At 61.8% G+C, this 23697-nt stretch carries 27 protein-coding genes; 15 read left to right on the top strand and 12 right to left on the bottom strand.

The window, feature by feature from the left end; genetic code table 11:
• Window position 1 precedes the first annotated feature (1 nt).
• From mutL to KCG44_RS01225, 3 genes are read left to right on the top strand one after another with little or no spacing between them, the layout of a single operon-like run.
• The gene (gene mutL, locus KCG44_RS01215) at window positions 2-1819 is read left to right on the top strand and encodes a DNA mismatch repair endonuclease MutL (RefSeq protein ID WP_218443696.1); all 1818 of its coding nucleotides are present in this window, start codon (window positions 2-4) and stop codon (window positions 1817-1819) included.
• Between the two features lie 14 nt (window positions 1820-1833).
• On the top strand, window positions 1834-2001 hold the full coding sequence (locus tag KCG44_RS01220; protein ID WP_218443697.1) for a hypothetical protein: 168 nt from the start codon (window positions 1834-1836) through the stop codon (window positions 1999-2001).
• A gap of 21 nt (window positions 2002-2022) precedes the next feature.
• Entirely contained in the window at window positions 2023-2673 is a 651-nt protein-coding gene (locus tag KCG44_RS01225; RefSeq protein ID WP_218443699.1) for a PEP-CTERM sorting domain-containing protein, read from the top strand.
• Between the two features lie 73 nt (window positions 2674-2746).
• On the opposite strand, the gene KCG44_RS01230 is transcribed toward KCG44_RS01225, so the two are convergent.
• The 5 genes from KCG44_RS01230 to KCG44_RS01250 are packed head-to-tail and all read right to left on the bottom strand — an operon-like array spanning window position 2747 to window position 6924.
• The gene (locus tag KCG44_RS01230; RefSeq protein ID WP_218443700.1) at window positions 2747-3361 is read right to left on the bottom strand and encodes an ATP-binding cassette domain-containing protein; all 615 of its coding nucleotides are present in this window, start codon (window positions 3359-3361) and stop codon (window positions 2747-2749) included.
• Complete coding sequence (gene modB, locus KCG44_RS01235) at window positions 3351-4037, bottom strand: molybdate ABC transporter permease subunit (RefSeq protein ID WP_218443701.1); 687 nt, start codon at window positions 4035-4037, stop codon at window positions 3351-3353. Before modB ends, KCG44_RS01230 begins: the two co-directional genes overlap by 11 nt.
• Complete coding sequence (gene modA / locus KCG44_RS01240; RefSeq protein WP_218443703.1) at window positions 4034-4783, bottom strand: molybdate ABC transporter substrate-binding protein; 750 nt, start codon at window positions 4781-4783, stop codon at window positions 4034-4036. Before modA ends, modB begins: the two co-directional genes overlap by 4 nt.
• Before the next feature lie 28 nt (window positions 4784-4811).
• Window positions 4812-5567 carry a DsbA family protein gene (locus KCG44_RS01245; RefSeq protein WP_218443704.1) on the bottom strand — a complete coding sequence of 252 codons (756 nt, stop codon included), beginning with the start codon at window positions 5565-5567 and terminating at the stop codon, window positions 4812-4814.
• Between the two features lie 7 nt (window positions 5568-5574).
• Window positions 5575-6924, bottom strand: coding sequence for a M48 family metalloprotease (locus tag KCG44_RS01250; protein WP_218443705.1), 1350 nt, complete (start codon window positions 6922-6924; stop codon window positions 5575-5577).
• 201 nt (window positions 6925-7125) lie between these two features.
• Between KCG44_RS01250 and KCG44_RS01255 the strand changes: the two genes are divergently transcribed.
• Genes KCG44_RS01255 through KCG44_RS01265 form a run of 3 tightly spaced genes read left to right on the top strand, consistent with a single transcriptional unit; the run spans window position 7126 to window position 8785 of the window.
• Window positions 7126-7743, top strand: coding sequence for a helix-hairpin-helix domain-containing protein (locus KCG44_RS01255; RefSeq protein WP_218443706.1), 618 nt, complete (start codon window positions 7126-7128; stop codon window positions 7741-7743).
• Window positions 7740-8171 (top strand): hypothetical protein, encoded by a 432-nt coding sequence (locus KCG44_RS01260; RefSeq protein ID WP_218443708.1) that lies wholly within the window; start codon window positions 7740-7742, stop codon window positions 8169-8171. The genes KCG44_RS01255 and KCG44_RS01260 overlap by 4 nt, the downstream gene beginning before the upstream one ends.
• Complete coding sequence (locus KCG44_RS01265; RefSeq protein ID WP_218443709.1) at window positions 8162-8785, top strand: glutathione S-transferase family protein; 624 nt, start codon at window positions 8162-8164, stop codon at window positions 8783-8785. The genes KCG44_RS01260 and KCG44_RS01265 overlap by 10 nt, the downstream gene beginning before the upstream one ends.
• Before the next feature lie 145 nt (window positions 8786-8930).
• Here the strand turns inward: KCG44_RS01265 and KCG44_RS01270 are convergent, their stop codons facing one another.
• Window positions 8931-9548, bottom strand: coding sequence for a DNA-3-methyladenine glycosylase family protein (locus KCG44_RS01270; protein ID WP_218443710.1), 618 nt, complete (start codon window positions 9546-9548; stop codon window positions 8931-8933).
• A gap of 85 nt (window positions 9549-9633) precedes the next feature.
• Here KCG44_RS01270 and KCG44_RS01275 point away from each other — a divergent pair, with 85 nt between their 5' ends.
• The 7 genes from KCG44_RS01275 (at window position 9634) to KCG44_RS01305 (ending at window position 15743) form a co-directional block, all read left to right on the top strand.
• Entirely contained in the window at window positions 9634-9951 is a 318-nt protein-coding gene (locus tag KCG44_RS01275) for a 2Fe-2S iron-sulfur cluster-binding protein (protein ID WP_218443712.1), read from the top strand.
• A 140-nt stretch (window positions 9952-10091) separates the two neighbouring features.
• The gene (locus KCG44_RS01280; RefSeq protein WP_218443713.1) at window positions 10092-11621 is read left to right on the top strand and encodes an acyl-CoA carboxylase subunit beta; all 1530 of its coding nucleotides are present in this window, start codon (window positions 10092-10094) and stop codon (window positions 11619-11621) included.
• A gap of 59 nt (window positions 11622-11680) precedes the next feature.
• Window positions 11681-11803 carry a type II toxin-antitoxin system VapB family antitoxin gene (locus tag KCG44_RS14490; RefSeq protein ID WP_218443714.1) on the top strand — a complete coding sequence of 41 codons (123 nt, stop codon included), beginning with the start codon at window positions 11681-11683 and terminating at the stop codon, window positions 11801-11803.
• Between the two features lie 237 nt (window positions 11804-12040).
• Window positions 12041-12241: a hypothetical protein gene (locus KCG44_RS01290; protein ID WP_218443716.1), complete on the top strand. Its 201-nt coding sequence runs from the start codon at window positions 12041-12043 to the stop codon at window positions 12239-12241.
• Between the two features lie 22 nt (window positions 12242-12263).
• Window positions 12264-13202 carry a DUF808 domain-containing protein gene (locus KCG44_RS01295; protein ID WP_218443717.1) on the top strand — a complete coding sequence of 313 codons (939 nt, stop codon included), beginning with the start codon at window positions 12264-12266 and terminating at the stop codon, window positions 13200-13202.
• A 102-nt stretch (window positions 13203-13304) separates the two neighbouring features.
• Entirely contained in the window at window positions 13305-14312 is a 1008-nt protein-coding gene (bioB, locus tag KCG44_RS01300; RefSeq protein WP_218443718.1) for a biotin synthase BioB, read from the top strand.
• A 45-nt stretch (window positions 14313-14357) separates the two neighbouring features.
• The gene (locus KCG44_RS01305) at window positions 14358-15743 is read left to right on the top strand and encodes an MATE family efflux transporter (RefSeq protein ID WP_218443720.1); all 1386 of its coding nucleotides are present in this window, start codon (window positions 14358-14360) and stop codon (window positions 15741-15743) included.
• Between the two features lie 319 nt (window positions 15744-16062).
• Here the strand turns inward: KCG44_RS01305 and KCG44_RS01310 are convergent, their stop codons facing one another.
• From KCG44_RS01310 to dnaK, 3 genes are all read right to left on the bottom strand, one after another.
• The gene (locus KCG44_RS01310) at window positions 16063-16698 is read right to left on the bottom strand and encodes a glutathione S-transferase family protein (protein ID WP_218443721.1); all 636 of its coding nucleotides are present in this window, start codon (window positions 16696-16698) and stop codon (window positions 16063-16065) included.
• 37 nt (window positions 16699-16735) lie between these two features.
• A complete protein-coding gene (gene dnaJ, locus KCG44_RS01315; protein WP_218444614.1) occupies window positions 16736-17884 on the bottom strand; it encodes a molecular chaperone DnaJ in 1149 nt (382 codons plus the stop codon).
• A 183-nt stretch (window positions 17885-18067) separates the two neighbouring features.
• Complete coding sequence (gene dnaK / locus KCG44_RS01320; RefSeq protein WP_218443722.1) at window positions 18068-19999, bottom strand: molecular chaperone DnaK; 1932 nt, start codon at window positions 19997-19999, stop codon at window positions 18068-18070.
• Window positions 20000-20170: 171 nt separating this feature from the next.
• Between dnaK and KCG44_RS01325 the strand changes: the two genes are divergently transcribed.
• Both KCG44_RS01325 and KCG44_RS01330 read left to right on the top strand, forming a co-directional pair.
• Window positions 20171-20722: a copper chaperone PCu(A)C gene (locus KCG44_RS01325; protein ID WP_218443723.1), complete on the top strand. Its 552-nt coding sequence runs from the start codon at window positions 20171-20173 to the stop codon at window positions 20720-20722.
• Window positions 20691-21182: a vgr related protein gene (locus KCG44_RS01330; RefSeq protein ID WP_255536251.1), complete on the top strand. Its 492-nt coding sequence runs from the start codon at window positions 20691-20693 to the stop codon at window positions 21180-21182. The genes KCG44_RS01325 and KCG44_RS01330 overlap by 32 nt, the downstream gene beginning before the upstream one ends.
• 104 nt (window positions 21183-21286) lie before the next feature.
• On the opposite strand, the gene KCG44_RS01335 is transcribed toward KCG44_RS01330, so the two are convergent.
• The 3 genes from KCG44_RS01335 to hrcA all read right to left on the bottom strand — a co-directional run bounded on the left by KCG44_RS01335 (window position 21287) and on the right by hrcA (window position 23596).
• Window positions 21287-21583 (bottom strand): YMGG-like glycine zipper-containing protein, encoded by a 297-nt coding sequence (locus tag KCG44_RS01335; RefSeq protein WP_218443725.1) that lies wholly within the window; start codon window positions 21581-21583, stop codon window positions 21287-21289.
• A 370-nt stretch (window positions 21584-21953) separates the two neighbouring features.
• Window positions 21954-22556 (bottom strand): nucleotide exchange factor GrpE, encoded by a 603-nt coding sequence (gene grpE, locus KCG44_RS01340; RefSeq protein ID WP_218443726.1) that lies wholly within the window; start codon window positions 22554-22556, stop codon window positions 21954-21956.
• Complete coding sequence (gene hrcA, locus KCG44_RS01345; protein ID WP_218443727.1) at window positions 22553-23596, bottom strand: heat-inducible transcriptional repressor HrcA; 1044 nt, start codon at window positions 23594-23596, stop codon at window positions 22553-22555. The genes grpE and hrcA overlap by 4 nt, the downstream gene beginning before the upstream one ends.
• Window positions 23597-23697: the final 101 nt, after the last annotated feature.

Consider the following 23697-nt stretch of genomic DNA (forward strand, 5'->3'; position numbering starts at 1 on the left):
CATGACGCTCCGCCGCCTTCCCGACACGCTGGTCGACCGCATTGCCGCGGGTGAAGTGGTGGAACGGCCAGCCTCGGCAGTGAAAGAGCTGGTGGAAAACGCGCTGGATGCCGGGGCCACGCGCATTGACATCGACCTCATCGAGGGCGGCACCCAGCGCATCGCCGTCACCGACAATGGCAAGGGCATGTCGCCGGAGGAAGTGCGCCTGGCGGTGCAGCGGCACTGTACATCGAAACTGCCGGATGAGGATTTGTCCAACATTGCGACGCTCGGTTTTCGCGGCGAGGCGCTACCGTCCATCGCGAGCGTCAGCCGCTTTCGCCTGGCGAGCCGCCCGGCGGGCGCGGACGGCTGGGGCCTAGACATCGATCATGGCGCAACGAACAGCGACGCCCCCGCTGCCATGGCGGAAGGCACGCAGGTCATCGTCGACACGCTGTTTGGCCGGGTCCCGGCACGGCGCAAGTTCCTGAAGACGCCGCGCGCGGAAATGGCGGCGATTACCGACACCATCCGCCGACTGGCGATGGCGCGGGCAGAGATCGCCTTCACGCTTACGCATAATGGCCGTAAATTGCTGGATGCGCCTGCGCCCGGACTGGCGCTGGGGGCAGGCGGCGAAGATCTGGAGATCCACGCGCGGGTTGAGCGGCTGGGCACGATCCTGGGACGGGAGTTCACCGCGAATGCCGTTGCCGTCGATCTGGAGCGGGAGGGCCATCATCTTGGCGGACTGGCCGGGGTGCCGACCTTCAACAGGGGCGCAGCGGATCATCAATATCTGTTCGTGAATGGGCGTCCGGTGAAGGACAGGCTGCTCCTCGGCGCGGTGCGCGGGGCCTATCGCGACCTGCTGGCCCGCTACCGGCATCCCGTACTGGCACTGTTCCTGACCGTACCGCCCGGTGAGGTGGACGTGAACGTGCATCCGGCAAAGACCGAAGTCCGCTTCCGCGATGCCGCAAGCGTGCGCGGGCTGATCGTATCGGGCCTGCGCAGAGCGCTCGATGCTGATAGTTCGAGGACGGCAAGCACCGTCAGCGATGACGCGCTTGGCTATTTCCAGCCAGAGACGCGCACGCCGCTGCCGCCGGAACAGCGCATGTTCGGCGAAAGCAGCCCGCGTTTTGCCGCGCCGCCGCCCATGGCGCGCTCGGTGGATCGCCTTGCGCCGGACCCGCCTGCGGAGACGCCGCGAACCGCGAGCGAGCCGCGATCATGGGGCGCGGAGGAATATCCGCTGGGCGCCGCGCGGGCGCAGCTGCACGAAAGCTGGATCGTGGCGGAAACGGCGGACCATCTGATCCTGGTCGACCAGCATGCGGCGCATGAACGGCTGACCATGGAAAAGATGAAGGCGAGCGCGGCGACCGGGCAGCCGAACGTGCAGCCGCTGCTGATCCCGGAAATCGTCGACCTGACGGAGACCGAGGCGGAAGCGCTGGAAGCGCATGTGGAGGAGCTGGCGGCGCTGGGCCTGGAGATCGAGCGGTTCGGCACGGACGCCATCATGGTGCGCGCCGTACCCGCCATTCTGGGCGCGAAGGTCGATGCAAAGGCGCTGATCCGCGACCTTGCCGATGATATATCCAGCCTGGGGCAGACACATAGCCTGAAGGAAAAGATCGACGAACTGTACGCGACAATGGCCTGCCATGGCAGCGTCCGTGCCGGACGGCGGCTGGCGGTCGAGGAAATGAACGCCCTGCTGCGCGAGATGGAAGCGACACCGCATTCGGGCCAGTGCAACCATGGCCGCCCGACCTATGTGAAACTGGCGCGGCACGACATCGAAAAACTGTTCGGGCGGCGCTAGCACCGCGGAGCAACATGACCGCTATCACCAAAATTGGTGAGACGGCGCTCGTTACACTTCACGAAGAAACCTGGCACCCTCCGGCGCATTACCTCATGGATAAGCTCGATTTTGCCGATTTGGCATGGACTTTGCTGCGCCCGAAGCACGTCTGTTTTGTGCGTAGCGTTCCTGAACCTTGAACCCACACCGGAGGCAGTCACATGTCTATCTCATCACAGCTAAAATTCGCGATCCCGTTCGCCCTGGTCGCGGCGACCGGCGCGCATGCCACCGTCATCAGCGGCGTTGTCACGGGCGGCCAAGCGCTTGGCCAAGGCGGCACGTTCGTCAAGATCGACCCCATTCCGGGCGGCCTGGTCGTCGGCAATGACAATCAGCAGAGCCCAAATCTTTGGGCCTTTGACGAAGATCAGAACATCGCCATCGGCAGCAATATCAGCGTCGATGTCGGCACCAGCCTGATGGCAGGCGATACGGTCGCAAGCCATTATGTGTTCTTCGATCCCGGACCCAGCACTACCATTTCTGCGACGGTGACCTTCGATTCCGCCATCGTCGGCATTGCGACGAGCACGCAAAACCTGGCGGACAGCGACTTTCTGGCCAATACCATGGTCACCTATCTAAACCCCAGTTTACGCGGACTGGAAAACGCGCAGGATACTGTGACGATCATTGGCCCGAACACGATCCAGATCGATTTCCGGGCATCGACACCGGGTGACTATATCCGCGTGTTTACCGAGTTCTCGCCGGGTGCAAACGTCCCGGCGCCTGGCGCACTTGGCCTGCTTGGACTTGGCATTGTCGCGCTGGGCCTGCGGGCGCGCCGCACGGCAGCATCTGCCTAGTCTTTTCCGGTATCGTCTTTTGCCGGTCTAACGACAGGCAAGGTCGCCGCGAATGGGGTCTTTAGGATCGTCCCTATTCGCGGCGCATCTCGACAATTTTAGTCGCGAGCCGCTCCGCCTCCGCGCGGTCGTGCGTGACGTACAGCATCGGAGTACTGCGTTCATCGCGGATGGTTTCCACCAGATCCATGATCTCTTCCGCGCGGGCGGCGTCAAGGCTGGCGAGCGGTTCATCGAGCAAGAGAAAATCCGCGCCCGACAACAGCGCACGGCCGATGGCAACCCGTTTCGCTTCACCGCCGGACAGGCTGCGCGGCCAGCGGCGTAGCAGATCCTCAATACCCAGAAGGTCGATCAAAGCGGTCCAGTCGCCGCTCTGCGCTTCGCGCGCCATGCCGTAACGCAGATTGGCCTCCACCCGCATGTGCGGAAAGAGCCGCCCGTCCTGAAACACATAGCCCGCGCGCCGTGCTTCTGGCGGCAGATTGGTCACACCATCGAACAGGGTGCGCCCACACACACGGATCTGGCCGCGGTCAGGGGTCAGCAGGCCTGCCACCATAGCCAGAATGCTGGTCTTTCCCACGCCCGAAGGGCCGAACAGGACGGTAATGCCGCCGGGGCTAAGCAGCTTCAGCGCGACACGCATCTCTCCGCGCTGCATCTCCACATCAAGATCAAAGGACATGCAGCCCCCTTCCAGCCCGCCGCGCCAGCCATTCCGACATGACGAGCGCACCCAGGGACAGCGCGATGGAGATCGCGGCAAGCTGCAACACGGCACGGTCGCCGTCCGGCAATTGCAGCGCTGAATAAATGGCGAGCGGCAGCGTCTGCGTTTCGCCGGGCACGTTGGAGACAAATGTAATCGTCGCCCCGAACTCACCAAGCGCGCGCGCGAAGCCAAGGACGCTGCCTGCCAGAATACCCGGAAGCGACAGCGGCAGGATGATCGTGCGGAATGTTCTCGCGCGGCTTGCGCCCAGAGTACGCGCGGCCTGCTCGAGACGCTGATCGACGCTTTCGATGCTGAGGCGAAGCGCACGCACCATCAGCGGTAACGCCATGACACCCGCCGCAATCGCCGCGCCGGTCCAGCGGAACATCACGCCCGTGCCGAACCAGTCCTGCAGCACACGACCTGCGGGCCCCGCCGGGGCAAAGGCAAGAAGCAAAAGCCAGCCTGTAACGACTGGCGGCAGCACCAGTGGCAGGTGGACAATCCCGTCGAGCAGCACCTTTCCCGGAAACCGCATCCGCGCCAGCACCCACGCCAGACCGAACGACACCGGCAGGGTCACAAGCATGGCCGCAAAGGCGATCTTCAGCGACAGGAAGAGGATGCCGGCCAGTTCCGCTGTCATGATGGCGGTCCGAAACCATGCGCGCCGAAGGCGGCCTGGCCGGCAGGACTTGAAAGGAACGCGAGGAAAGCAGCGGCGTCCGGATGTTTGCCCGCAGATAATAGCGCTGCATGATATGCAATCGGCGTGTGATGCTGCTGTTTCAGCAGCGCCGCCTGCCGCGCCGTGCGGGAGGCCTTCGCATCCGTCAGATAGACAATACCGAGCGGCGCAGCGCCCCGTTCGACCAGAGCGAGAGCCGCGCGCACATTCTCTGCGCGCGCAAGGCGGCCCGCCATCGGGAGCCACAAGCCGAGCGACCGAAGCGCCTGCCGCGCATAGCGGCCCGCGGGCACGGCGTCGGGATCGGCAATGGCCAGACGGCCATCGCCCAGTGCGCGCATCACCGCCTCCGCATTCGCGGCGGGCCGTGGCGTTCCCGGCGCATATACCAAAACGAGACGGTTGGTCGCTATGACCGCTCTGGAGCCAGGAACAATGCGGCGGTTTCCAGCGACAAGATCCATCCATTCCGCATCGGCGGAAATGAACAGATCGGCAGGCGCGCCCGCCGCGACCTGCCGCGCAAGCGCCGCGCTGGACGCAAAACTGAGCACAGGACGTCCATATCCGGAGGCGGCCCACAGGTCGGCGGCGTCGGTCAGCGCCTCCTGCATGCTGGAGGCGGCAAGGACGAGCGGACCTTTCGCAGCGGCCGGTGAGCCGGACGCCAGCACAAAAAGCAGAAGGGCGAGTGCACGCAGCATCTGCCCCCTTATCCAGCCTTCGCGCGCACTAGCCTTTGCGCGCAGCGTCTATCGCTTCCTTCATGGCATGATAGCCCACGGCACCCTCAAGGATGCGGTCGCCGATGACGTAAGCCGGGGTGCCGCCAATGCCGAGGGCACGGCCAAGCGAAAGGTTCGCGTCGATTTCCTTGTCAAGCGCATCGCGCTTGAGATCACCCGCCGTCGTCACTTCGTTCAGGCCAGCACCGCGAATGACCTCGAACAGCTTGTCCTGATCCAGACGGCGCGGGTCACTGAACATGCGGTCGTGGAAGCGGCGATACTTGCCCTGCTTGGCCGCCGATAGCGACGCCATTGCCGCACGCCGGCTTTCGGGACCAAGAACAGGAAAATCGCGCCATACCACTTTCAGGTTCTCGTCTTCCTTCAGCAATCGCTGGACGTCGTCGTTGCCCTTTCGGCAATAGGGGCAGTTATAGTCGAAAAACTCGACAAGGATGACGTCGCCGTCCGGATTGCCCGCCCATGCGCCTTCGAAAGGAGTCTGAATTTCGTCGCGATTGGAGTCAATCATGCGCGCGACTTCACGGCGCTGCAGATTGTTGATCGCCTCCGGAATAATCTCCGGGTTTTCGAGGATGTAGTCGCGCACGATCGCCTCGATCTCGGCGCGCTCGCTATCCGATATCGAACGCGCCGTCTGCGCCGATACCGGCTGCCGTGTTGCGATCAGCGCCGCAAAGGCGAAGCCGATCAGCGCCATGAGGCCCAGCCCCAGCGCGAAATTCCTGCCTGTCATCATAATAAGACTATCTCTTGCCGTTCTTTTCCAGGTCCTGCGTCGCGACCAGCAGAACATCCTGTGCCCTCAACCAGTCCGGCGTGCCTTCGTCCAGTCCCGCCATCGCCGTGCGCGCATTTGCAACCGCCAGTTGCGGCTGCCGCGTCATAGCAAATTGCTCTGCCGACGCCAGCGCCGCGCGCGGCTCGTCGCCAAGCTGGGTGTAGGCAATGCCAAGCTGGTACCAGCCGAAGGGGTTCTGGTTATCCAGTCGAACGGCTTCTTTCAGCACTTCTGCCGCGCGCGCGACCATGTCCTCATCCTCGGTCGCCAGCAGCGCATGGCCCAGCAACGTGGCGATCAGCGGCTGATCGGGCGCAAGCGCGACCGCGCGTTCCAACGGCTCGATCGCTTCGGCCGGTCGGCCCGATTCAAGGAGCACCTGCCCCTTCAGTTCAAGGATGAACGGATCGTTCGGGTCTTCGGCGAGAAGCGCGTCAGCCTCCGCGGCGGAACGGTCCGGAAATGCGGACTTGTGAAACGCGTAAGCGCGGGCGACGCGGGCCGGGGCGCTGGTATCGCTCTCCGGGAATTTGCGCAGCGTATATTCCGGCGATTCGACGAAGCCGTACAGTTTTGCCTGAATGCGTTCAAAGTCGGCCTGCAGCTGAGGGTCGGTCGGCGTGTCCCAATAGGGCGACTGCCGGTAAAGCGCCTCAAGCGCGGCAATGCGATTGCCGGAAAGCGGGTGGGTGCGGACATATTCATTGTCCTGCGGGATGGCGAGACGGAATTCCTGATTCTGGATCTTCTTGAAGAAACCGATGGACCCTTTGCCGCTGATCCCCGCAGCCTCGAGATAGCGCGCGCCCGCCTGGTCGGTGCGGCTCTCCTGCTGGCGGTTGAAGCTCAGCAGGGTGCCGAGTGAGGCACGCTGGCCAAGGCCCAGCAGGGCCGCGCCCGCCTCGCCCGCGCCAGCGGCGATCGCCGCGCCGGCTGCCAGCAGGGAAAGGATGCTGATACCCGTCGCCCGCTTGCCGCCCTCGGGGCCGAAACGCACGGCATGGCCCGCGGCGATGTGGCCCATCTCGTGCGCGACGATGCCCTGGATCTGATTGGCGTCGTCAGCCTGCAGCAGCGTGCCCGAATGCATGTAGATGGTCTGCCCGCTGACGACAAAGGCATTCAGACTGGGATTATTGATAAGCACCATGTCGACATTCTTGGGATTGAGGCCAGCGGCCTCCGCGATCGGCGCCGCGAGCCGGTCCATCCAGGCCTCCGTCTCCGCGTCGCGAAGGACAGACTGGGCATGGGCCGGCCGCGCCGCCAAAAGCAGTGCGAAAAGCATCAGTGTCAGGTGACGGACGGCAATCATCGGCGGTATCTTAGACCAATCGCGTGAATGTAGGGTGAAATCTTTACGCGGCGAACGCGGTGAGCCACTTGTGCGGAATCGGTGAGTGGCGCAGGCCGTCCGTCTGCGGCATAAGATGGCATGTACTGAGACGTCTAAGGAGATGTCGGCAAAAACCGCGCCGCACAGGGTGCGGCAATGATGGCGATAAGGAGACCATGAATGGCTTTCACTCTCGACGGACAGGCGATGCTGTATATCGCCATTGGCATTCTGGCGGGGCTGGTTCTGGGCTGGCTCCTGTTCCGCGGCGCCGGAAAGCGCGCGGCGCTCGAAGCCGAGCTCAGCGAAACCGAAGGCGAACTGGCGGCCACGCGGGAAAGGAATGCCATTCTGGAACGGGAAATTGCCTCCAGCCGTGACCAGATCAAGCCGCTGGCCGACGAAGTCGACCGGCTGCGCGCGATGAAATCGCCTGCCAAGACAAACCCCTCGTCAACGGCCGCGCCCGTCACGCCCCGCACGGAGCAAGAGGGGGGGATCAGGCCTGGCATGAAGATCGATACGTTTCTCTCCGCGCCGCACGGCGAAGCGGACGACCTGCAACTGATCAAGGGAGTCGGCCCCAAAATGGAGGCGCATCTGAACGAGATGGGTATCTATCATTTCGCACAGATCGCCGACTGGACGCCCAAGGAGATCAAGCTGGTCGACGCGAAGCTGGGTACCTTCAAAGGCCGCATTCAGCGCGACCAGCTGACCGAGCAGGCAAAGCTGCTCGCCGCAGGGCGCGTTACGGAATATGAAGCGCGCTTTGGCAAGCTTGGCGCACCGTCATGAGGAAGGCGCCGCGCCCGTCAGGCCGTCATGCCTGCGTCCCGCTTCTCCTGCCGTTCGCCCTCTTAGGATGTTTCGAACCCGATTCGCGCGTAACGGAAGAGCCCGAGACAAAGGTCGTCGAGGCACCGGAGCCGACCATCGACCCGCGGCGGTTCATCGGCCGCTGGGCAGAGGCACCGGATCAGTGCGTCAGTGACTGGTGGCGCTTCTGGGGTGACGAGCTGCGCACCAAGACGGCGGGCCAGCACTGTGATATCCTGCCGCCGGACGGGCGGTTTCTGGACACCGAAATCCGTACCAAATGCCGTATCTCTGGTAAATTCGTGCGGGAGACGTGGACCATCGATTATGCCGAAGACGGCAAGGCGATGACGATCCGCGGCGAGGATAAGGACAAACCCGCCGTCGAGCTTGTCAAATGCACGTGAAACCGAAACTCTATCACTGCCAGGGTGCGCGATCCTTCCGGCCGCTATGGGCGCTGGAGGAGATGGGTCTGCAATATGAGCTGATCATGGTACCCTTTCCGCCGCGTGTGCGCGAAGAGGGCTGGCTGGACATCAATCCCTTTGGCACGATTCCGGCGTTTTTCGACAATGGCGAAGTGATGACGGAATCCGTCGCGATCTGTCACTATCTGGCGGAGCGGCACGGGCCGACTGAGCTGTCGGTGTCGCCCAACGAAAAGGACTATGGGCGCTATCTGAACTGGATGTACCAGGCGGACGCCACCATGACCTTTCCCCAGACAATCGCGCTGCGCTACCGCATGTTCGAGCCCGAGAAGGGGCTGCAACAGGCGGGCGATGATTATACCCAGTGGTTCTTTTCGCGCCTGAAGGCGGCGGCGGAGATGCTTGGCGACCGCGAATTTGTAGCTGCCGAGCGGTTTACGATGGCCGACATTGCCTTTGGCTATGCGCTAAAACTGGCCGCACAGCTGAAACTGGGCGCATTCCCGGAGAATGTGACGGCCTATTGGAACGGTCTGAAAGCGCGCGGTGCGTATCAGGCGGCCATGGCAAAGGAAGCGGCTAAATAAGGCATCGCAGCTGGCGTCTTAGCCATGCAGCATCCATGATCCGGTCATCCTGAGCGCAGTCGAAGGATATTCGGGTTTGAGAAGTTGCTTTCAGTGGAAGGCGAACCTTGTGAGCTCGGCAAGACCTTCGCGCCTTCCTAGCCGCTCACATCACGTCCGTATTATAGTGGTGCCAGCACAGGATGGCGGCGGCACCGCGATGCGGCCGCCATGCATCGGCAATGTCGCGGGTCGCCTTCTCACCCGGCCGTTCCTGAAGCCCCGCAATTTCGCCCGCCGCCACCTGGATGGCCAGGTCGCCTGCGGGCCAGATATCCGCGCGGCCCTCGGCGAACAGCAGATAGACCTCCGCCGACCAGCGGCCAATGCCTTTTACCGCGACGAGGGCGGCAATCGCTTCCTCATCGTCATCGGGCAGCCGCGTCAGGTCGAGCGCGCCGGAAGTGACATGCTCGGCAAGGCTGCGGACATAGTTCACCTTCTGACCCGACAGGCCCGCGCTGCGCAGTTCGGTATCCTCGAGCGCCAGCAGCGCAGCAGGCGCGTGAATGTCGCCGACCACGCCCGCGAACCTGTTCCAGATGGAATCGGCAGCCTTCACGCTGACCTGCTGGCCGATGATCGTGCGCAGCAGCGTCTCATAGCCAGGATCGCGGCCACGCGGACTGGGATAGCCAATGCGGTCGATAGTGGCGGCGATGCGCGCGTCGCCCTTTGCCAGCACATCGAGGCCATATTTTAACTGTGCGGCGGTCAGTCCCATCACTTATGTCCCTTTTGACAGGCATACCCGCTTCGTTATGAGCGGTGCGCAAATCAAGTCCAGATCGCGCAAAGGAAAAGCCCGTATGCCCAAACTGACCGTCGTCACCCGCGAAGGCCAAGAAAGCACAGTCGAAGCCGAAAGCGGCCTGACCGTCATGGAAAATATCCGCGACAATGATTTCGACGAGCTGCTCGCGCTGTGCGGCGGCTCCTTAAGCTGCGCGACGTGTCATGTGCATGTCGATGAGGCGTGGATGGCGAAAGTGGGCGCGCCGAATGACGATGAGGACGATCTTCTTGAATCCTCAGACTATAAAATGGCCAATTCCCGGCTCAGCTGCCAGATTGAAATGACGGACGAACTTGACGGCCTGAAAGTGCGGATCGCACCGGAAGACTGAAAGAGTCCGCTTCGGCGCAGGCGCTTGCGCGGGCCGCGCGCAGGCTGACCATTCCAGAAACACCGAGCCGGGACAGGTGACAGAGGCGGACTGCCCCTGTTAAGCGCCCTGTTCGCAAACGACAGGGAGTCGCCTCGATCATGCAGGAAGTTCTCAACCAGCTGGAAGAAAAGCGCGAGCAGGCCCGCCTTGGCGGCGGACAGCGCCGTATCGATGCGCAGCACGCCAAAGGCAAGCTGACAGCGCGGGAACGGCTCGACGTCCTTCTCGACCCCGGTTCATTCGAGGAAACCGGCATGTTCGTCGAGCATAATTGCATCGACTTCGGCATGGAGGACCAGATCATTCCAGGCGACGGCGTCGTCACGGGATCAGGCACGGTCAATGGCCGCCTCGTCTATGTATTCAGTCAGGATTTCACCGTCTTCGGCGGTGCGCTTTCGGAACGCCATGCCGAAAAGATCTGCAATGTGATGGACACCGCCATGAAAGTGGGCGCACCGGTCATCGGGCTGAACGATTCAGGCGGTGCCCGCATTCAGGAGGGCGTGGCGTCGCTCGGCGGTTATGCCGAGGTGTTCCAGCGCAATGTGCTGGCATCGGGCGTCGTGCCGCAGCTGAGCCTGATCATGGGGCCCTGCGCGGGCGGCGCCGTCTACTCGCCGGCAATGACCGACTTCATCATGATGGTGAAGGATTCCTCCTATATGTTCGTTACCGGCCCCGACGTCGTCAAAACGGTGACCAACGAAGTCGTGACGCAGGATGAGCTGGGCGGTGCGGTCACGCACACGACGAAATCAGGCGTTGCCGACCTGGCGCTGGAAAACGATATTGAGGCGCTGCTGCGGGCACGCGATCTGATTGATTTTCTGCCGCTGAGCAACCGCGAAGAGCCGCCGGTGATGCCGACCGTTGGCGATCTGGAGCCGGACGAAAGCCTGGACACGCTGATCCCCGACAGCGCCAACAAACCCTATGACATGCACGAGCTGATCCGAAAGATATGTGACGAACAGGACTTTTTCGAGCTGCAGCCCGCCCATGCCGCAAATATCATCATCGGTTTCGGCCGGGTCGAGGGTCACACGGTCGGCTTCGTCGCCAATCAGCCGATGGTGCAGGCCGGCGTGCTGGATATTAATTCCTCGAAAAAGGCGGGGCGCTTCGTGCGCTTCTGCGATGCCTTCAATATCCCGATCGTCACCTTCGTCGACGTGCCCGGCTTCCTGCCCGGCACGGCGCAGGAGCATAATGGCATCATCAAGCACGGCGCAAAGCTGCTATTCGCCTATGCCGAGGCGACCGTACCCAAAATCACCGTCATCACGCGCAAGGCCTATGGCGGCGCCTATGATGTCATGGCGTCGAAGCATCTGCGCGGTGACCTGAACTATGCCTGGCCCACCGCCGAAATCGCCGTCATGGGCGCGAAAGGCGCGGTGGAAATCATCTTTCGCAAGGATGCGGGCGATCCCGAAACGATCGCTGAAAAAACCAAGGAATATGAAGACCGCTTCGCCAACCCGTTCGTGGCGGCGGCGAAAGGCTTTATCGACGAAGTAATCATGCCGCATTCGACGCGCAGGCGAATTGCCATGGGTCTGCGCAGACTGCGCACGAAAGAACTGCAAAACCCATGGAAAAAGCACGATAACATACCGCTATAGGGCAATCGCATTAATTCCTGCATCAATGATGCGTATATTCGATGCACGGGGCTTGAGACATGCGCGCGACTGTTACGATTGACAATGACTTTATTGCCGATGCGAAAGAGTTGAGCGGCATCGAGACCACATCCGAGCTCTTACGTACGGCGCTGCGGGCACTGGTTGAGCGCCATGCTTAACGGCAACTTGCAAAGCTGGGGGGAGGCGCGTCCAATCTGAAAATGCCGGATCGCCGACCGACACCGGAATGATCCTTGCCGACATATCAGTCTGGGTGGATGATCTGAGAACAGGTGACGACCGACTGGAGAGAGCGCTTGAAGCGGAAAACGTCTATATGCACGTATTCGTACGCGGCGCACTTTCCATGGGGTCGTTGCCAAACCGGTCACACATGTTTGAAGATCACCCACAAGATGCCCCAGATAAAGGCGATATCGGACGAACACGTCGCCATGTTGATCGAAGAACGGCGGTTATTTTCACGCGGTGTGGACTATATCGATATTCATCTGCTTGCATCCTGCATGGCGGCATCCGATACACAGCCCTGGACCAGAGACCGGCACCTGGACATCATTGCGCGGGAACTTGGCGTCGGATCGCTCATTCACTGATACAGATATTGAAAGCTGAATCATGGCCACAGGATTAGTCGCTCTTCTTGATGACGTGGCCGCGATTGCGCGGGTTGCGGCGGCTTCGCTAGACGATGTCGCTGCGGCGGCGGGCAAGGCGGGCACGAAGGCGGCTGGTGTCGTGATCGACGATGCCGCGGTGGCACCGCAATATGTCACCGGTTTCACGCCAGACCGCGAACTGCCAATGATCGCGAAGATCGCCAAGGGATCGATCAAGAACAAGCTGATTTTCCTGCTGCCGGGTGCATTGCTGCTGGCGAGTTTCGCGCCGTGGCTGATCACGCCGATTCTAATGATGGGGGGCCTCTATCTCTGCTTCGAGGGGGCGGAGAAGGTTCTCGAAGTCTTCCACGTCGATGAAACAAATGTGCAGGAAGCGCCGGTCCTTCTTGATGCCACGGCGCGGGAGGATGAGATGGTGTCGGGCGCAATCCGCACCGACCTGATCCTCTCGGCGGAAATCATGGCGATCAGCCTGAACGAGGTCGCCGACCAGCCGCTATGGATGCAGGCCCTCGCCCTTATCCTGATCAGCTTCGTCATCACTGGCGGCGTTTACGGCGCGGTCGCGCTTATCGTGAAGATGGACGATGCCGGCCTCGCGCTGGCGAAGCGTCCCGGCGCGGCGATGCAGGCATTCGGCAGCTGGCTGGTGCGCGCGATGCCCGGGCTGCTGAAGGGCATTTCCATTATCGGCACGGCGGCGATGCTGTGGGTGGGCGGCCAGCTGATCCTGCATGGCCTCGCCGAATTCGGCTTCGACGCGCCCGAACATATTCTTCATGTCGGCGCCGCGGCGATTGGCGGCGTGCTCTCGGGTACGGCAGCGGCGATTGCCGAATGGATCGCCTTTGCCGTCGGGTCCGGCATTTTCGGACTTGTGCTGGGCGCGGTCATTGCGCTTGTCGTGCACAAGGTGAAAGGCCCGGCACACTAGGCCGCCTGCCTGCGCGCAGCAAAAGCATTTCCACCGGTTGACCTGATCGCGCCCGGGCCGCATGACGCGGCGACTTTACCATTTGCCGGGGCAGCGTACGCCATGAACATCCAGACGCCATTTCCATCGACAATCCGCACCGACTGGACACGCGAAGAGATCGCCGAGATTTACGAGCGCCCGCTGATGGACCTGCTATTGGAGGCACAGTCCGTACACCGCCGTCATTTCCGCGCCAATGCGGTACAGGCATGCCAGCTGCTGTCGATCAAGACGGGCGGCTGCCCGGAAGATTGCGGCTATTGCAGCCAGTCCGCCTTTGCCAAATCGGGCGTGAAGGCCGAGAAGCTGATGCGCGCGGATGCCGTCATCGAGGCGGCGAGGGCCGCGAAGGCAGGCGGTGCCAGCCGTTTCTGCATGGGCGCAGCCTGGCGCGATCTGAAGGACCGCGACACGGACGCCGTTTGCGAAATGGTCGCAGGCGTAAAGGCGCTTGGCCTCGAAACGTGCATGACGCTTGGCATGCTGTCGGGTGAACAGGCCGACAAGCTCGCCGGTGCAGGTCTCGATTATTATAATCACAACCTGGACACATCGCCCGAACATTATGCGGAGATCATCTCCACGCGCACCTATGACGACCGTTTGGAAACACTGGCGAAGGTGCGCGACGCGGGCATGCATGTCTGCTGCGGCGGCATTGTCGGCATGGGCGAGGAAAAGTCCGATCGCATCGGCCTGATCCACGCCCTTGCCACCCTGCCCGCGCATCCGAAAAGTGTCCCGGTAAACGCGCTCGTCCCCGTGACGGGCACGGTCCGCGGCGACGCGATGAAGGCGGGCGAATATGCCGAAATCGACGGCATCGAATTCGTGCGCGCGATTGCGACCTGCCGCCTGACCATGCCGGAATCCTATGTCCGCCTGTCCGCTGGCCGCGAAAGCATGTCGATCGAACTGCAGGCGCTCTGCTTCATGGGCGGCGCCAATTCGATTTTCACGGGCGACACGCTGCTGACCGCGCCGAATGCCGGCGAGGATAGCGATGCGTCAATGCTGCGAACGCTTGGCATGGAAGCGATGGAACCTGCGCTGGTCGAAGCCAGCTAAAGACCGCTCCCCGCGCGGGAGTGGTCACAATTTTCGGGTAAGATGATGACCACTCCTGCAATCACTGAGATTCCCACTGAACGGACCGGTCTGTCGGCGCTTCTGACGCTGGCTTGGCCCGTCATCCTGTCGCGCCTTGGCATCATGGCGATGGGCGTCACCGATGCCATCGTCGTGGGCCGCTATTCGGCCAAAGAGCTCGCATATCATTCGCTTGGCTGGGCACCGACGATGGTCGTCGTCACGACAGGCATTGGTTTGCTGCTGGGCGTACAGGTGCTGACCGCGCAGCTGATCGGCGAGGGTAAAGAGGGCGATGCCGGAGCCATCCTGCGGCGCGGCATAATATTTGCTCTCGGCGTCGGATTCATATCCGCGGCGGGCCTCTATGCGCTGTCCGATCCCTTAATGGCGGTCATGCAGCTGGAGGGGAAACTCGCCACCGAAAGCGCCGCGGCGATGCGGATATTCTCATTGTCCATGCCGACTTATCTGGTGGCTGTCGTCTGTCAGTTCTGGCTTGAGGCGCTGAAGCGGCCAATTCCCGCCATGTGGATCATGTGGGGCGCGAATGCGCTGAACATCTTTCTGGACGTCTGGATGGTCCCGGGATCATCACCCTTTGGCGTCGACGGCGCCGTTGCGGCAGGCTGGGCCACGGTCGGCTCACGCACAGCGCTGATGGCGGGCCTGATCATATATATTCTGGCATGGCCGGGATCGCGGCAATACGGTCTGTGGCTGAAGGTCGGGCAGCGCGAAGGTCGGCGCTACTGGCGCGAAATGGTGCGTATCGGCACGGCATCCGCAGGTTCGCTATTTGTGGAGACGGCGGGCTTTGCCGGTATGAATATCATGGCAGGGTGGATTGGCGGGCTGACTGTCGCCGGCTTTGCGATTCTTTTGAACGTGGCAGGCGTGGTCTTCATGATTCCGCTCGGCCTGGCCAGTGCCACGGCGGTGTTCGTCGGGAATGGCTTCGGCGCGCGCGATTTTAATAGGGTGCGCCGCTATGGCTGGCTGGGCATCGGCTTCACCGCCGCGGCCCTGTCAATCCTTGCCGTTTTCGTATGGTTCGGCGATGAGCTGGTCGTTTCCGCATATGCGAAGGAGGCGGACCTGATCGCCATCGCTGTTCCCGCCATTGCGCTGGCCGCATTGTTCTTCACCATGGACGGCATTCAGGTGGTGGCGGCAAATGCGCTGCGGGCGATGGACGATGTCTGGATCCCGACATTGACGCATACGATATCCTATGTCGGCGTCATGCTGCCGCTCGGCTGGTATCTGGCGATTCCGATGGAGATGGGCCTGCAGGGACTGGTGTGGGGCATTGTGATCGCGAGCATGCTTGCGGGCATGTTCCTGCTGGCCCGGTTCAAATGGTTGACACGGCCAGGCGCATCCCTTCGAGCGCGGCGCGCAGCTTAGCGGAAAGGGGCGCGCCGCCCGGCGCCGATTCGGCGCGGTTCACCATGACCGTTTCGGACAGGCCGATGCACGCCCCCGGCTGAAACAGCGCCTACCCAATGACATAGGACGAACCGCCAAGACGCACGACACCGCCCGCAATGGTCAGCGCGTCGGGCCAGCTCCCCCTCGGCAAGATAATTGATGTTGATGTTGGCCACGATCGGCCGGAGGCCAAGATCCATCTTGCCGGTCGCCCAGACGGGAAACGGCGTCTCAGTCATGTCGCAGAATTGGGGGCCCGGCCGGACATGCCAGACTGCGGATCAGAAGGGGACGCCTATGCCATCATCTTGCGTTCGGCGGCGATCATGTCTGCGTAGCTGGCGCGGGCATGGATGGACGCGATCCACGCCTTCGTGCGCGGATGTTCATCGCCAATGGCCGCGCCGGCATGCGCCAGATTCACGAACGGGCTGGCGACGGCGATATCGGCAAGCGTTATGGTTTCACCGATCAGAAAGGCATTCGCATCCGGCACGGCGCTTTCGAAAAAATCGAGGCGCGGCGCAATCTCTGCAAGCCCTTCGGCGATCACGGCCTCATCCGGGTCCTGCCGTAAAAATCTGGGTTTTATGATGCGATTGAAAAACACCTTCCCCGCCGCAGCGGTCAGGACGGTATCGGAAAACTTGTCCCAGAATATAGTCTGGCCGCGAGCCTCGGCTTCGTCGGGGATCAGACGGACCTCGGGGTATTTCGCGTCGAGATAGGTGCAGATCGCCGTCGAGTCGGCCAGCGTGAAATCGCCATCCCGAAAAGCCGGAACCTTCTTCAGCGGCGAGGCGGCAAGAAATTCCTGCGGCTGATCACCAATCGGAACGATCGGGTCATGATCGAAGGAAAGACCCTTTTCATTCAGGAAGGCGGCAACCTTGCGAACGAAGGGACTGAAGAGCGCTCCGTAAAGTTTCATGTTAAAGCTATCCTATCGTCATGGTGAGGGCGCACGCCTAGCTGGTAAGCTCGTCCCATTGCTCACGGATTTTCGAAAAGAAATTCGCCGACTTCGGGCTGGACCGGGTTTCGCCCTCCAGCTCGCGAAATTCCTGGAGCAATTCCTTCTGGCGTTTCGACATGCGTGTCGGGGTTTCCACTTCAATCTCAACGACCAGATCGCCGCGTCCGCCGCCATTGATACCGGGCATGCCGCGGCCACGTCGGCGCATCTCTCTGCCCGACTGCGTGCCCGCCGGAATCGCCAGCTCATCGCGTTCACCATCAATGGAGGGCACATCGATGGTCCCGCCAAGTGCCGCGTCCGTGAAGCACACGGGAACCGAAACGTGCAGATTTGTCCCCTGCCGCCGGAATACCTCGTGCGGGATCAGGTGGATGAAGATATACAGATCGCCCGCTGGGCCGCCGCGTGCACCGGCTTCGCCTTCCCCGGACAGGCGGATGCGCGTGCCGTCATCGACGCCTGCCGGAATTTTCACCTCCAGCGATTTTTCCTTGTCGAGACGGCCTGCACCTAGACAGTCGTCGCAGACCTTGGATGTGACCCGGCCAGCACCGTGGCACTGCGGACAGGCGCGTTCGATGACGAACATGCCCTGCTGCACCCTGACCTGGCCCATGCCCTGACAGGTGCCGCACGTCTCGACAACCGCGTCGGGCGCGGCACCGCTGCCGGAACAGCTGTCGCATGTCGCGGCGACGTCGATATCGATGTTCTTGGTGGTACCGGTAAAGGCCTCCTCCAGTGACAATTCCATGTCGAAACGCAAATCACCGCCACGTATGGCCTGGCTGCGCTGCTGACGGCCGCGTCCGCGCGGGCCGCCGCCCATGAATTCGGAAAAAATATTGTCGAATATATCGGAAAAATCGCCGCCACCGGCGCTGTTGAAGCCGCTGCGCCCGCCGCCACCATTTTCAAAGGCCGCTTTCCCGTGACGGTCATAGGCCGCGCGTTTTTGCGGATCCTTCAGGATTTCATAAGCTTCGGCGCACGCCTTGAACTTGCCCTCGGCAACAGCATCGCCCGGATTGCGATCCGGATGAAATTTCATCGCCTGCTTGCGATAGGCCGATTTCAGCGCGGACGCATCCACATCGCGCGAAACGCCGAGCAGCTGGTAATAATCGTCTTCGACCATGAGTTCAGAATATCCCACTCACTGTCATGCTGAACTTGTATCAGCATCCCTTCCTCTTCGGCACGCTTCCTTCTTGAAGCAATGAAGGGAATATGGCCCCTGAAACTGAATTCAGGGTGACGAAAAAGGGGCGGCTCAGTACGCGAAACGCGAAAGAACCGCCCCTGGATTTATGGGCCGGTCTTACGCGGCCTTGTTGCTCTCATCCTCATCATCGACTTCAGAGAATTCCGCGTCGACGACATCTTCGTCGGGCTTCGCGCCGGTTTCGGCGGTCGCCTCGGGATCAGGCGCATTGGCGGCCTGCTCAGCTTCGTAGATGGCCTTGCCAAGTTCCATCGCGGCTTCGGCAAGGGCGGTGGATTTCGCCGTCAGTGCGTCGGCTTCGGGTTCGTCCTTCGCCAATTCTGCCTTCAGTTCGCCAAGCTTGGCTTCGATCTCGGTTTTCACCGTTTCATCGACCTTGTCGCCATGTTCAGCGATCTGCTTTTCGGTCTGGTGAACAAGGCTGTCGGCCTGGTTGCGGGCCTCGGCCACGGCACGCCGCTTCTTATCATCGTCAGCGAACTTCTCCGCATCCTTGACCATCTGGTCGATCTCGCTGTCGCTGAGACCGCCGCTGGACTGGATACGGATCTGCTGCTCCTTACCCGTGCCCTTGTCCTTGGCAGACACGTTGACGATACCATTAGCGTCGATGTCGAAAGTGACCTCGATCTGCGGCACACCGCGCGGCGCAGGCGGGATGCCGACCAGATCGAACTGACCCAGCATCTTATTGTCGTTCGCCATCTCACGCTCACCCTGGAAGACGCGGATCGTGACGGCGTTCTGATTGTCGTCTGCCGTCGAGTAGGTCTGCGACTTCTTCGTCGGGATCGTCGTATTGCGGTCGATCATCTTGGTCATCACGCCGCCAAGTGTTTCGATCCCCAGCGACAAAGGCGTGACGTCGAGAAGGAGGACGTCCTTGACATCGCCCTGCAGAACGCCCGCCTGAATGGCCGCACCCATGGCGACCACTTCATCTGGATTCACGCCCGTGGAAGGCTCCTTGCCGAAGAACTTCTGAACCTTCTCACGCACCAGAGGCATACGCGTCATACCGCCGACAAGAAGAACCTCGTCGATCTCGTTCTTGGACACGCCCGCGTCCTGAATCGCCTTCTTGCACGGCTCCAGCGTTTTCTCGACGAGGTCGCCAACCAGTTTTTCAAGGTCGGCGCGCGACATGTTGAGCACAAGGTGCTTGGGACCGTTCTGATCGGCCGTGATGAACGGCAGGTTCACTTCGGTCGACTGCGCGGAACTGAGCTCGATCTTGGCCTTCTCGGCCGCTTCCTTCAGGCGCTGCAGCGCAAGGCGGTCCTTCGTCAGATCGATGCCCTCGTCCTTTTTGAACTTCTCGGCCAGATGCTCGACAATGCGGGCATCGAAATCTTCACCGCCAAGGAACGTGTCGCCGTTCGTCGACTTCACTTCGAATACGCCGTCGCCAAGCTCCAGCACGGATACGTCGAACGTTCCGCCGCCAAGGTCGTAGACCGCGATGGTCTTGTTCTCGTCCTTGTCGAGACCGTAAGCGAGGGCGGCGGCCGTCGGCTCGTTGATGATGCGCAGAACCTCAAGGCCGGCGATCTTGCCGGCGTCCTTCGTGGCCTGACGCTGGGCATCGTTGAAATAGGCGGGAACGGTAATGACGGCCTGTGTGACGGTTTCGCCCAGATAGCTCTCGGCGGTTTCCTTCATCTTTTGCAGAATGAAAGCGGAAACCTGCGATGGCGAATATTTTTCGCCGCCCGCTTCGACCCATGCGTCGCCATTATTGCCCTTGACGATGGCATAGGGGACGAGATCCTTGTCCTTCTGCGTCATCGGGTCCTCGAACTGACGGCCGATCAGACGCTTGATCGCAAACAGCGTGTTTTCCGGGTTCGTGACAGCCTGCCGCTTGGCGGGCTGGCCGACCAGGCGCTCGCCGTCCTTCGTGAATGCGACCTGAGAAGGCGTCGTGCGTGCGCCTTCGGAATTTTCGATGACCTTCGGCGTACTGCCGTCCATGACTGCGACGCAGCTGTTGGTGGTGCCGAGGTCGATACCGATAACCTTTGCCATGTGTTTCCTCTTTAACTTTCTCTAAGCAAAACAATGGGCCGGGAGGAAACGCGCTTCATTAAGCCACATGGCCCCCAGCAACGTTAGGCGATGTAGGTAGCGCGGTTTTGGCATACAAGGGCGCAGGCGCTAGATGAGGCGCGCGTTCAATCCACAGCGAAAGATGTTTCAATGCGCAGGAAAGCAATCGGATTCATGGGGCCAGCTGCCATCTTCACGGCAGTGACTCTGGCCATGACAGCGTGCGGGCAGCCCGCTGAAACCCCTGAATCGAATATAGAAGATGGCGTGCAGACGATTGCGGCCGTCACCGAGCCGGTGCTGTCGGAATTCACGCTGATCCTGCCCGCGGCAGAGGGGCGTCCCGCGGCGCTTTACGGCACCATTGGCGGCGGAACCACCGATGACAGCCTGACGGGGTTCGCGGTCGAAGGTGCGACGACCGAGCTGCATGAAACTGTCGATGAGGACGGCGTGATGCGCATGACGCAGCGGCCCGCCTTCGCCCTGCCCGCAGGCGGAAAGATCAGGCTGGAACAGGGCGGCAGGCACGGCATGATCTTCGGCCTGCCCGCCATGGATGCCGGCACTGAAGTTCCTGTCACCTTAAGCTTTGCGAAAGCCGGCGAGATCGTCGTGCTGGCGGCCACCCGCGCCCGTGGTACGATGGGCGATGTGAACGCAATGGATCATGGCGGGATGGACCATAGCCAGAGCCATTGAGCGCCGCGCACCCACGCCGGGTGAGCGCGACATGGCCGCGTCGGTCTTCGGCGCGGCCATCGACATGAACGCCATGCGCTTCTGTCACGGCAAATGGTGGTTCCTGCAGCCCGCCTGGATCACCATGGCGCCGGACGGCAATATCTGGCTGCATCCCAATAGCGGCCTGTGGCGCGACGATTATTCAACAGCGCCCTTATGGCTGCGCGGCCATATCATGCATGAACTGACCCATGTCTGGCAGCACCAGCAGGGGATTTTCCTGCCGCTGAAACGGCATCCCTTCTGCCGCTACGGCTATGACTATCAGCCAGGCCGGGAATTTGGCCGCTATGGCCTTGAGCAGCAGGCAGAAATCGTCCGCCACGCCTATATGCATCTTCAGGGGCATGAGACCGCGGGAAAACCTGACGCCCCCACCTATGCAGGCCTGCTGCCGTTCGGCGCCATGCGGGCCTGATCCCCATTCAGGAATTTACGGACCGTACAGACGGGCGGCCCATGGTGCCGGAAAGCGGGGAAGCGGGGGCGGACGCCGGTTTTGCATCCGCCCCGGCCGGATCGCTAGTTCGGACGGCGCCTCGGGTAACCGTCCCTACCATAGCAATCATCATCCAGACGGCCATTGTCGTAGCCGTCGCAGCGATCATTCTTATCGATAAAATATCCCGCCGCCGCACCGACAGCGGCACCGATTGCGGCGGCTGTGCCGGTATCGGTGTCGATAATGCCGACCTCGTCCGCCAGGACGCCCGCAGCGGCACCGGCGGCGGCACCTTCGACGGCGTAATTTTCCGCACAGGCCGTCGTCATTGAAAGTGCGCCTAGCGATGTGAGCACCGCGATCATGCGAATCTTCATGGTCAATCTCCTCGAGCTGCCCCTGTAGACATGTAAATTCCATGACACGCCTGTCGGTTCCCTGAATGCGGGGGCCGAAAGCGGTGAAGCGCGACGGACCGTTCATTCGATGCGTCGTAAATGGCGATTTCCATGCCGCGGATCTTCCCCGCCGCCGCTTTCTGGCACGTCACCATGTCAGGCGCCCTGCCATGCGCGGCAAGCGATCCCGCATTTTCCACCGTTCGGCGATGGATATGACGCCCGCCCCCGCATTCCCGACAGCCGTCCTCCTTACGCGGCGCGGCCATCATGCCGGCCATCGCGATATGGAAATCCACCGATGCGGCGTGATCAATAAATAACTGAGCTCCGCCGCTCCGGAGGCGTCCTATTTTGCAACAGATACCATTGCCGGACGCAGCAGACGGTCCTTGATGGTGTAACCCGGCTGCAGTTCCAGCACGATAGTGCCACTGGGCGTTTCCTCGGTCGCCTCGACCTCCATCATGGCCTGATGCAGATTCGGATCGAGCTTCTCACCCACGGAGGCCACACGGGCGATGCCGTGTTTCTCAAAGGTCTTCATGAGTTCCTTCTCGGTCATCTTCACGCCGGTGAGCAGGCCTTCATTCACCACTTCGTCCTTTCGCGCCGCTTCGAGGGCGCGGGCGAGATTGTCGGCGACCGAAAGCAGGTCACGGGAAAAACCGGTAATCGCATAATTCGCGCTGTCGCCGCGCTCACGCTCGCCGCGCTTGCGGACATTCTCCGTTTCCGCGATCTGCCGGTGCAGGCGGTCCTTCAGTTCCGCAATCTCCGTCATCAGCTGCTCGATCCGGGGATCGTCCTCGCCGTCATCGGCAAGCCCGAAGTCCTCGTCGGCCGATCGCGGCGCCTGCGCCGCGCGTTCCGCCGCAGCATCGTCCGCCGCCTGCTCTGCCGCAAAATCCGCGGCGGCCTGTTCTTCTGCCGATTTTTGTTCGTCGTTCATCTCATCAACCTCGAAAGCGTTTTGGCGGTATAATCAACCATGGGAATGATGCGGGCATAATTCAGGCGCGTCGGTCCGATGACGCCAACGACACCCAAGAGCTTCCCGTCGCCCGACTGATATGGGGATGCAATTAGACTCGATCCAGACAGGGAATAGAGCTTGTTTTCGCTGCCGATGAAAATTTTCATCGCGCGCGCCTGCCGCGCCATGTCCAGCACACCCAGCAGCTGCTCCTTTTCATCGATATCTTCCAGCAATTGCCGCACGCGCTCCAGGTCGATGGCGGCGACATCGTCGATCAGATGGGCCTGTCCGCGCACGATCAGCACCGCCCGCCCGCGTTCGTCCGTCGACCAGCTGGCAAGACCGCGCGAAATGACATCCCGCGCCGCACTGTCGAGCGCACTATTGCCGCCCTCGACCTCCGTCTTCAGCCGTGCCACGGCATCCGACAGCGACAGACCCGACAGATGCGCGTTCATGTAATTGGCGGCCTCTGTCAGCCGGGCGGTGTCGAGCGGCGCGGCCGCCTCGATCACGCGGTTCTCGACAGTGCCGTCACTGCCGATCAGGATCGCCAGCGCGCGCGTGTCAGAAAGCATGGAGAAGGCGACTTCCTTCACCGTCATCTCGCCTGTCGGCACCATGACGAGCGCGGCGCACGACGCCAGACCTGAAAGCGCGCCGGTCATACGCTCCATGGCGACTGCGCTCGCCGTGTCGACATCCCGCACCTGTGCCTCGATCGCGGCGCGTTCTTCCGCATCGGGGGCGGACCATTCGATCATGCCGTCGACAAATAGCCGCAAACCCGAATCGGTCGGCATGCGTCCCGCGCTGGTATGCGGGCTCGCCAGCAACCCGGCAGCCTCCAGCTCCGCCAGAACGGACCGGATGGATGCGGGACTGAGGCCAAGGCCGCCCGGCAGCTGTGCCAGATATTTCGAACCGACCGGCACGCCGCTATCGAGATACTCGTCCACCACCTGCTGAAAGACGGTGCGGGCGCGCTCGGAAAGATCGGCAAGACTTGGCATTTCGAGGGGGGATGTAAGGACTGCGGCGCGAGATGCCAATCGCTGGACCCAAAGTCCCGTCGGCGCCAGCCAAGACCGGGTCGGCCCGCGCCGATTACAAG

Origin of the sequence: Pacificimonas pallii, assembly GCF_019204005.1 — a bacterium.
Taxonomy (GTDB): Bacteria; Pseudomonadota; Alphaproteobacteria; order Sphingomonadales; family Sphingomonadaceae; genus Pacificimonas; species Pacificimonas pallii.

What these genes read in the sequence shown, in the direction of transcription:
- mutL (WP_218443696.1), top strand. Translation starts at nt 2, where the DNA reads ATGACGCTCCGCCGCCTTCCCGACACGCTGGTCGACCGCATTGCCGCG.
- KCG44_RS01220 (WP_218443697.1), top strand. Translation starts at nt 1,834, where the DNA reads ATGACCGCTATCACCAAAATTGGTGAGACGGCGCTCGTTACACTTCAC.
- KCG44_RS01225 (WP_218443699.1), top strand. Translation starts at nt 2,023, where the DNA reads ATGTCTATCTCATCACAGCTAAAATTCGCGATCCCGTTCGCCCTGGTC.
- KCG44_RS01230 (WP_218443700.1), bottom strand. Translation starts at nt 3,361, where the DNA reads ATGTCCTTTGATCTTGATGTGGAGATGCAGCGCGGAGAGATGCGTGTC.
- modB (WP_218443701.1), bottom strand. Translation starts at nt 4,037, where the DNA reads ATGACAGCGGAACTGGCCGGCATCCTCTTCCTGTCGCTGAAGATCGCC.
- modA (WP_218443703.1), bottom strand. Translation starts at nt 4,783, where the DNA reads ATGCTGCGTGCACTCGCCCTTCTGCTTTTTGTGCTGGCGTCCGGCTCA.
- KCG44_RS01245 (WP_218443704.1), bottom strand. Translation starts at nt 5,567, where the DNA reads ATGATGACAGGCAGGAATTTCGCGCTGGGGCTGGGCCTCATGGCGCTG.
- KCG44_RS01250 (WP_218443705.1), bottom strand. Translation starts at nt 6,924, where the DNA reads ATGATTGCCGTCCGTCACCTGACACTGATGCTTTTCGCACTGCTTTTG.
- KCG44_RS01255 (WP_218443706.1), top strand. Translation starts at nt 7,126, where the DNA reads ATGGCTTTCACTCTCGACGGACAGGCGATGCTGTATATCGCCATTGGC.
- KCG44_RS01260 (WP_218443708.1), top strand. Translation starts at nt 7,740, where the DNA reads ATGAGGAAGGCGCCGCGCCCGTCAGGCCGTCATGCCTGCGTCCCGCTT.
- KCG44_RS01265 (WP_218443709.1), top strand. Translation starts at nt 8,162, where the DNA reads ATGCACGTGAAACCGAAACTCTATCACTGCCAGGGTGCGCGATCCTTC.
- KCG44_RS01270 (WP_218443710.1), bottom strand. Translation starts at nt 9,548, where the DNA reads ATGGGACTGACCGCCGCACAGTTAAAATATGGCCTCGATGTGCTGGCA.
- KCG44_RS01275 (WP_218443712.1), top strand. Translation starts at nt 9,634, where the DNA reads ATGCCCAAACTGACCGTCGTCACCCGCGAAGGCCAAGAAAGCACAGTC.
- KCG44_RS01280 (WP_218443713.1), top strand. Translation starts at nt 10,092, where the DNA reads ATGCAGGAAGTTCTCAACCAGCTGGAAGAAAAGCGCGAGCAGGCCCGC.
- KCG44_RS14490 (WP_218443714.1), top strand. Translation starts at nt 11,681, where the DNA reads ATGCGCGCGACTGTTACGATTGACAATGACTTTATTGCCGATGCGAAA.
- KCG44_RS01290 (WP_218443716.1), top strand. Translation starts at nt 12,041, where the DNA reads ATGCCCCAGATAAAGGCGATATCGGACGAACACGTCGCCATGTTGATC.
- KCG44_RS01295 (WP_218443717.1), top strand. Translation starts at nt 12,264, where the DNA reads ATGGCCACAGGATTAGTCGCTCTTCTTGATGACGTGGCCGCGATTGCG.
- bioB (WP_218443718.1), top strand. Translation starts at nt 13,305, where the DNA reads ATGAACATCCAGACGCCATTTCCATCGACAATCCGCACCGACTGGACA.
- KCG44_RS01305 (WP_218443720.1), top strand. Translation starts at nt 14,358, where the DNA reads ATGACCACTCCTGCAATCACTGAGATTCCCACTGAACGGACCGGTCTG.
- KCG44_RS01310 (WP_218443721.1), bottom strand. Translation starts at nt 16,698, where the DNA reads ATGAAACTTTACGGAGCGCTCTTCAGTCCCTTCGTTCGCAAGGTTGCC.
- dnaJ (WP_218444614.1), bottom strand. Translation starts at nt 17,884, where the DNA reads ATGGTCGAAGACGATTATTACCAGCTGCTCGGCGTTTCGCGCGATGTG.
- dnaK (WP_218443722.1), bottom strand. Translation starts at nt 19,999, where the DNA reads ATGGCAAAGGTTATCGGTATCGACCTCGGCACCACCAACAGCTGCGTC.
- KCG44_RS01325 (WP_218443723.1), top strand. Translation starts at nt 20,171, where the DNA reads ATGCGCAGGAAAGCAATCGGATTCATGGGGCCAGCTGCCATCTTCACG.
- KCG44_RS01330 (WP_255536251.1), top strand. Translation starts at nt 20,691, where the DNA reads ATGGCGGGATGGACCATAGCCAGAGCCATTGAGCGCCGCGCACCCACG.
- KCG44_RS01335 (WP_218443725.1), bottom strand. Translation starts at nt 21,583, where the DNA reads ATGAAGATTCGCATGATCGCGGTGCTCACATCGCTAGGCGCACTTTCA.
- grpE (WP_218443726.1), bottom strand. Translation starts at nt 22,556, where the DNA reads ATGAACGACGAACAAAAATCGGCAGAAGAACAGGCCGCCGCGGATTTT.
- hrcA (WP_218443727.1), bottom strand. Translation starts at nt 23,596, where the DNA reads ATGCCAAGTCTTGCCGATCTTTCCGAGCGCGCCCGCACCGTCTTTCAG.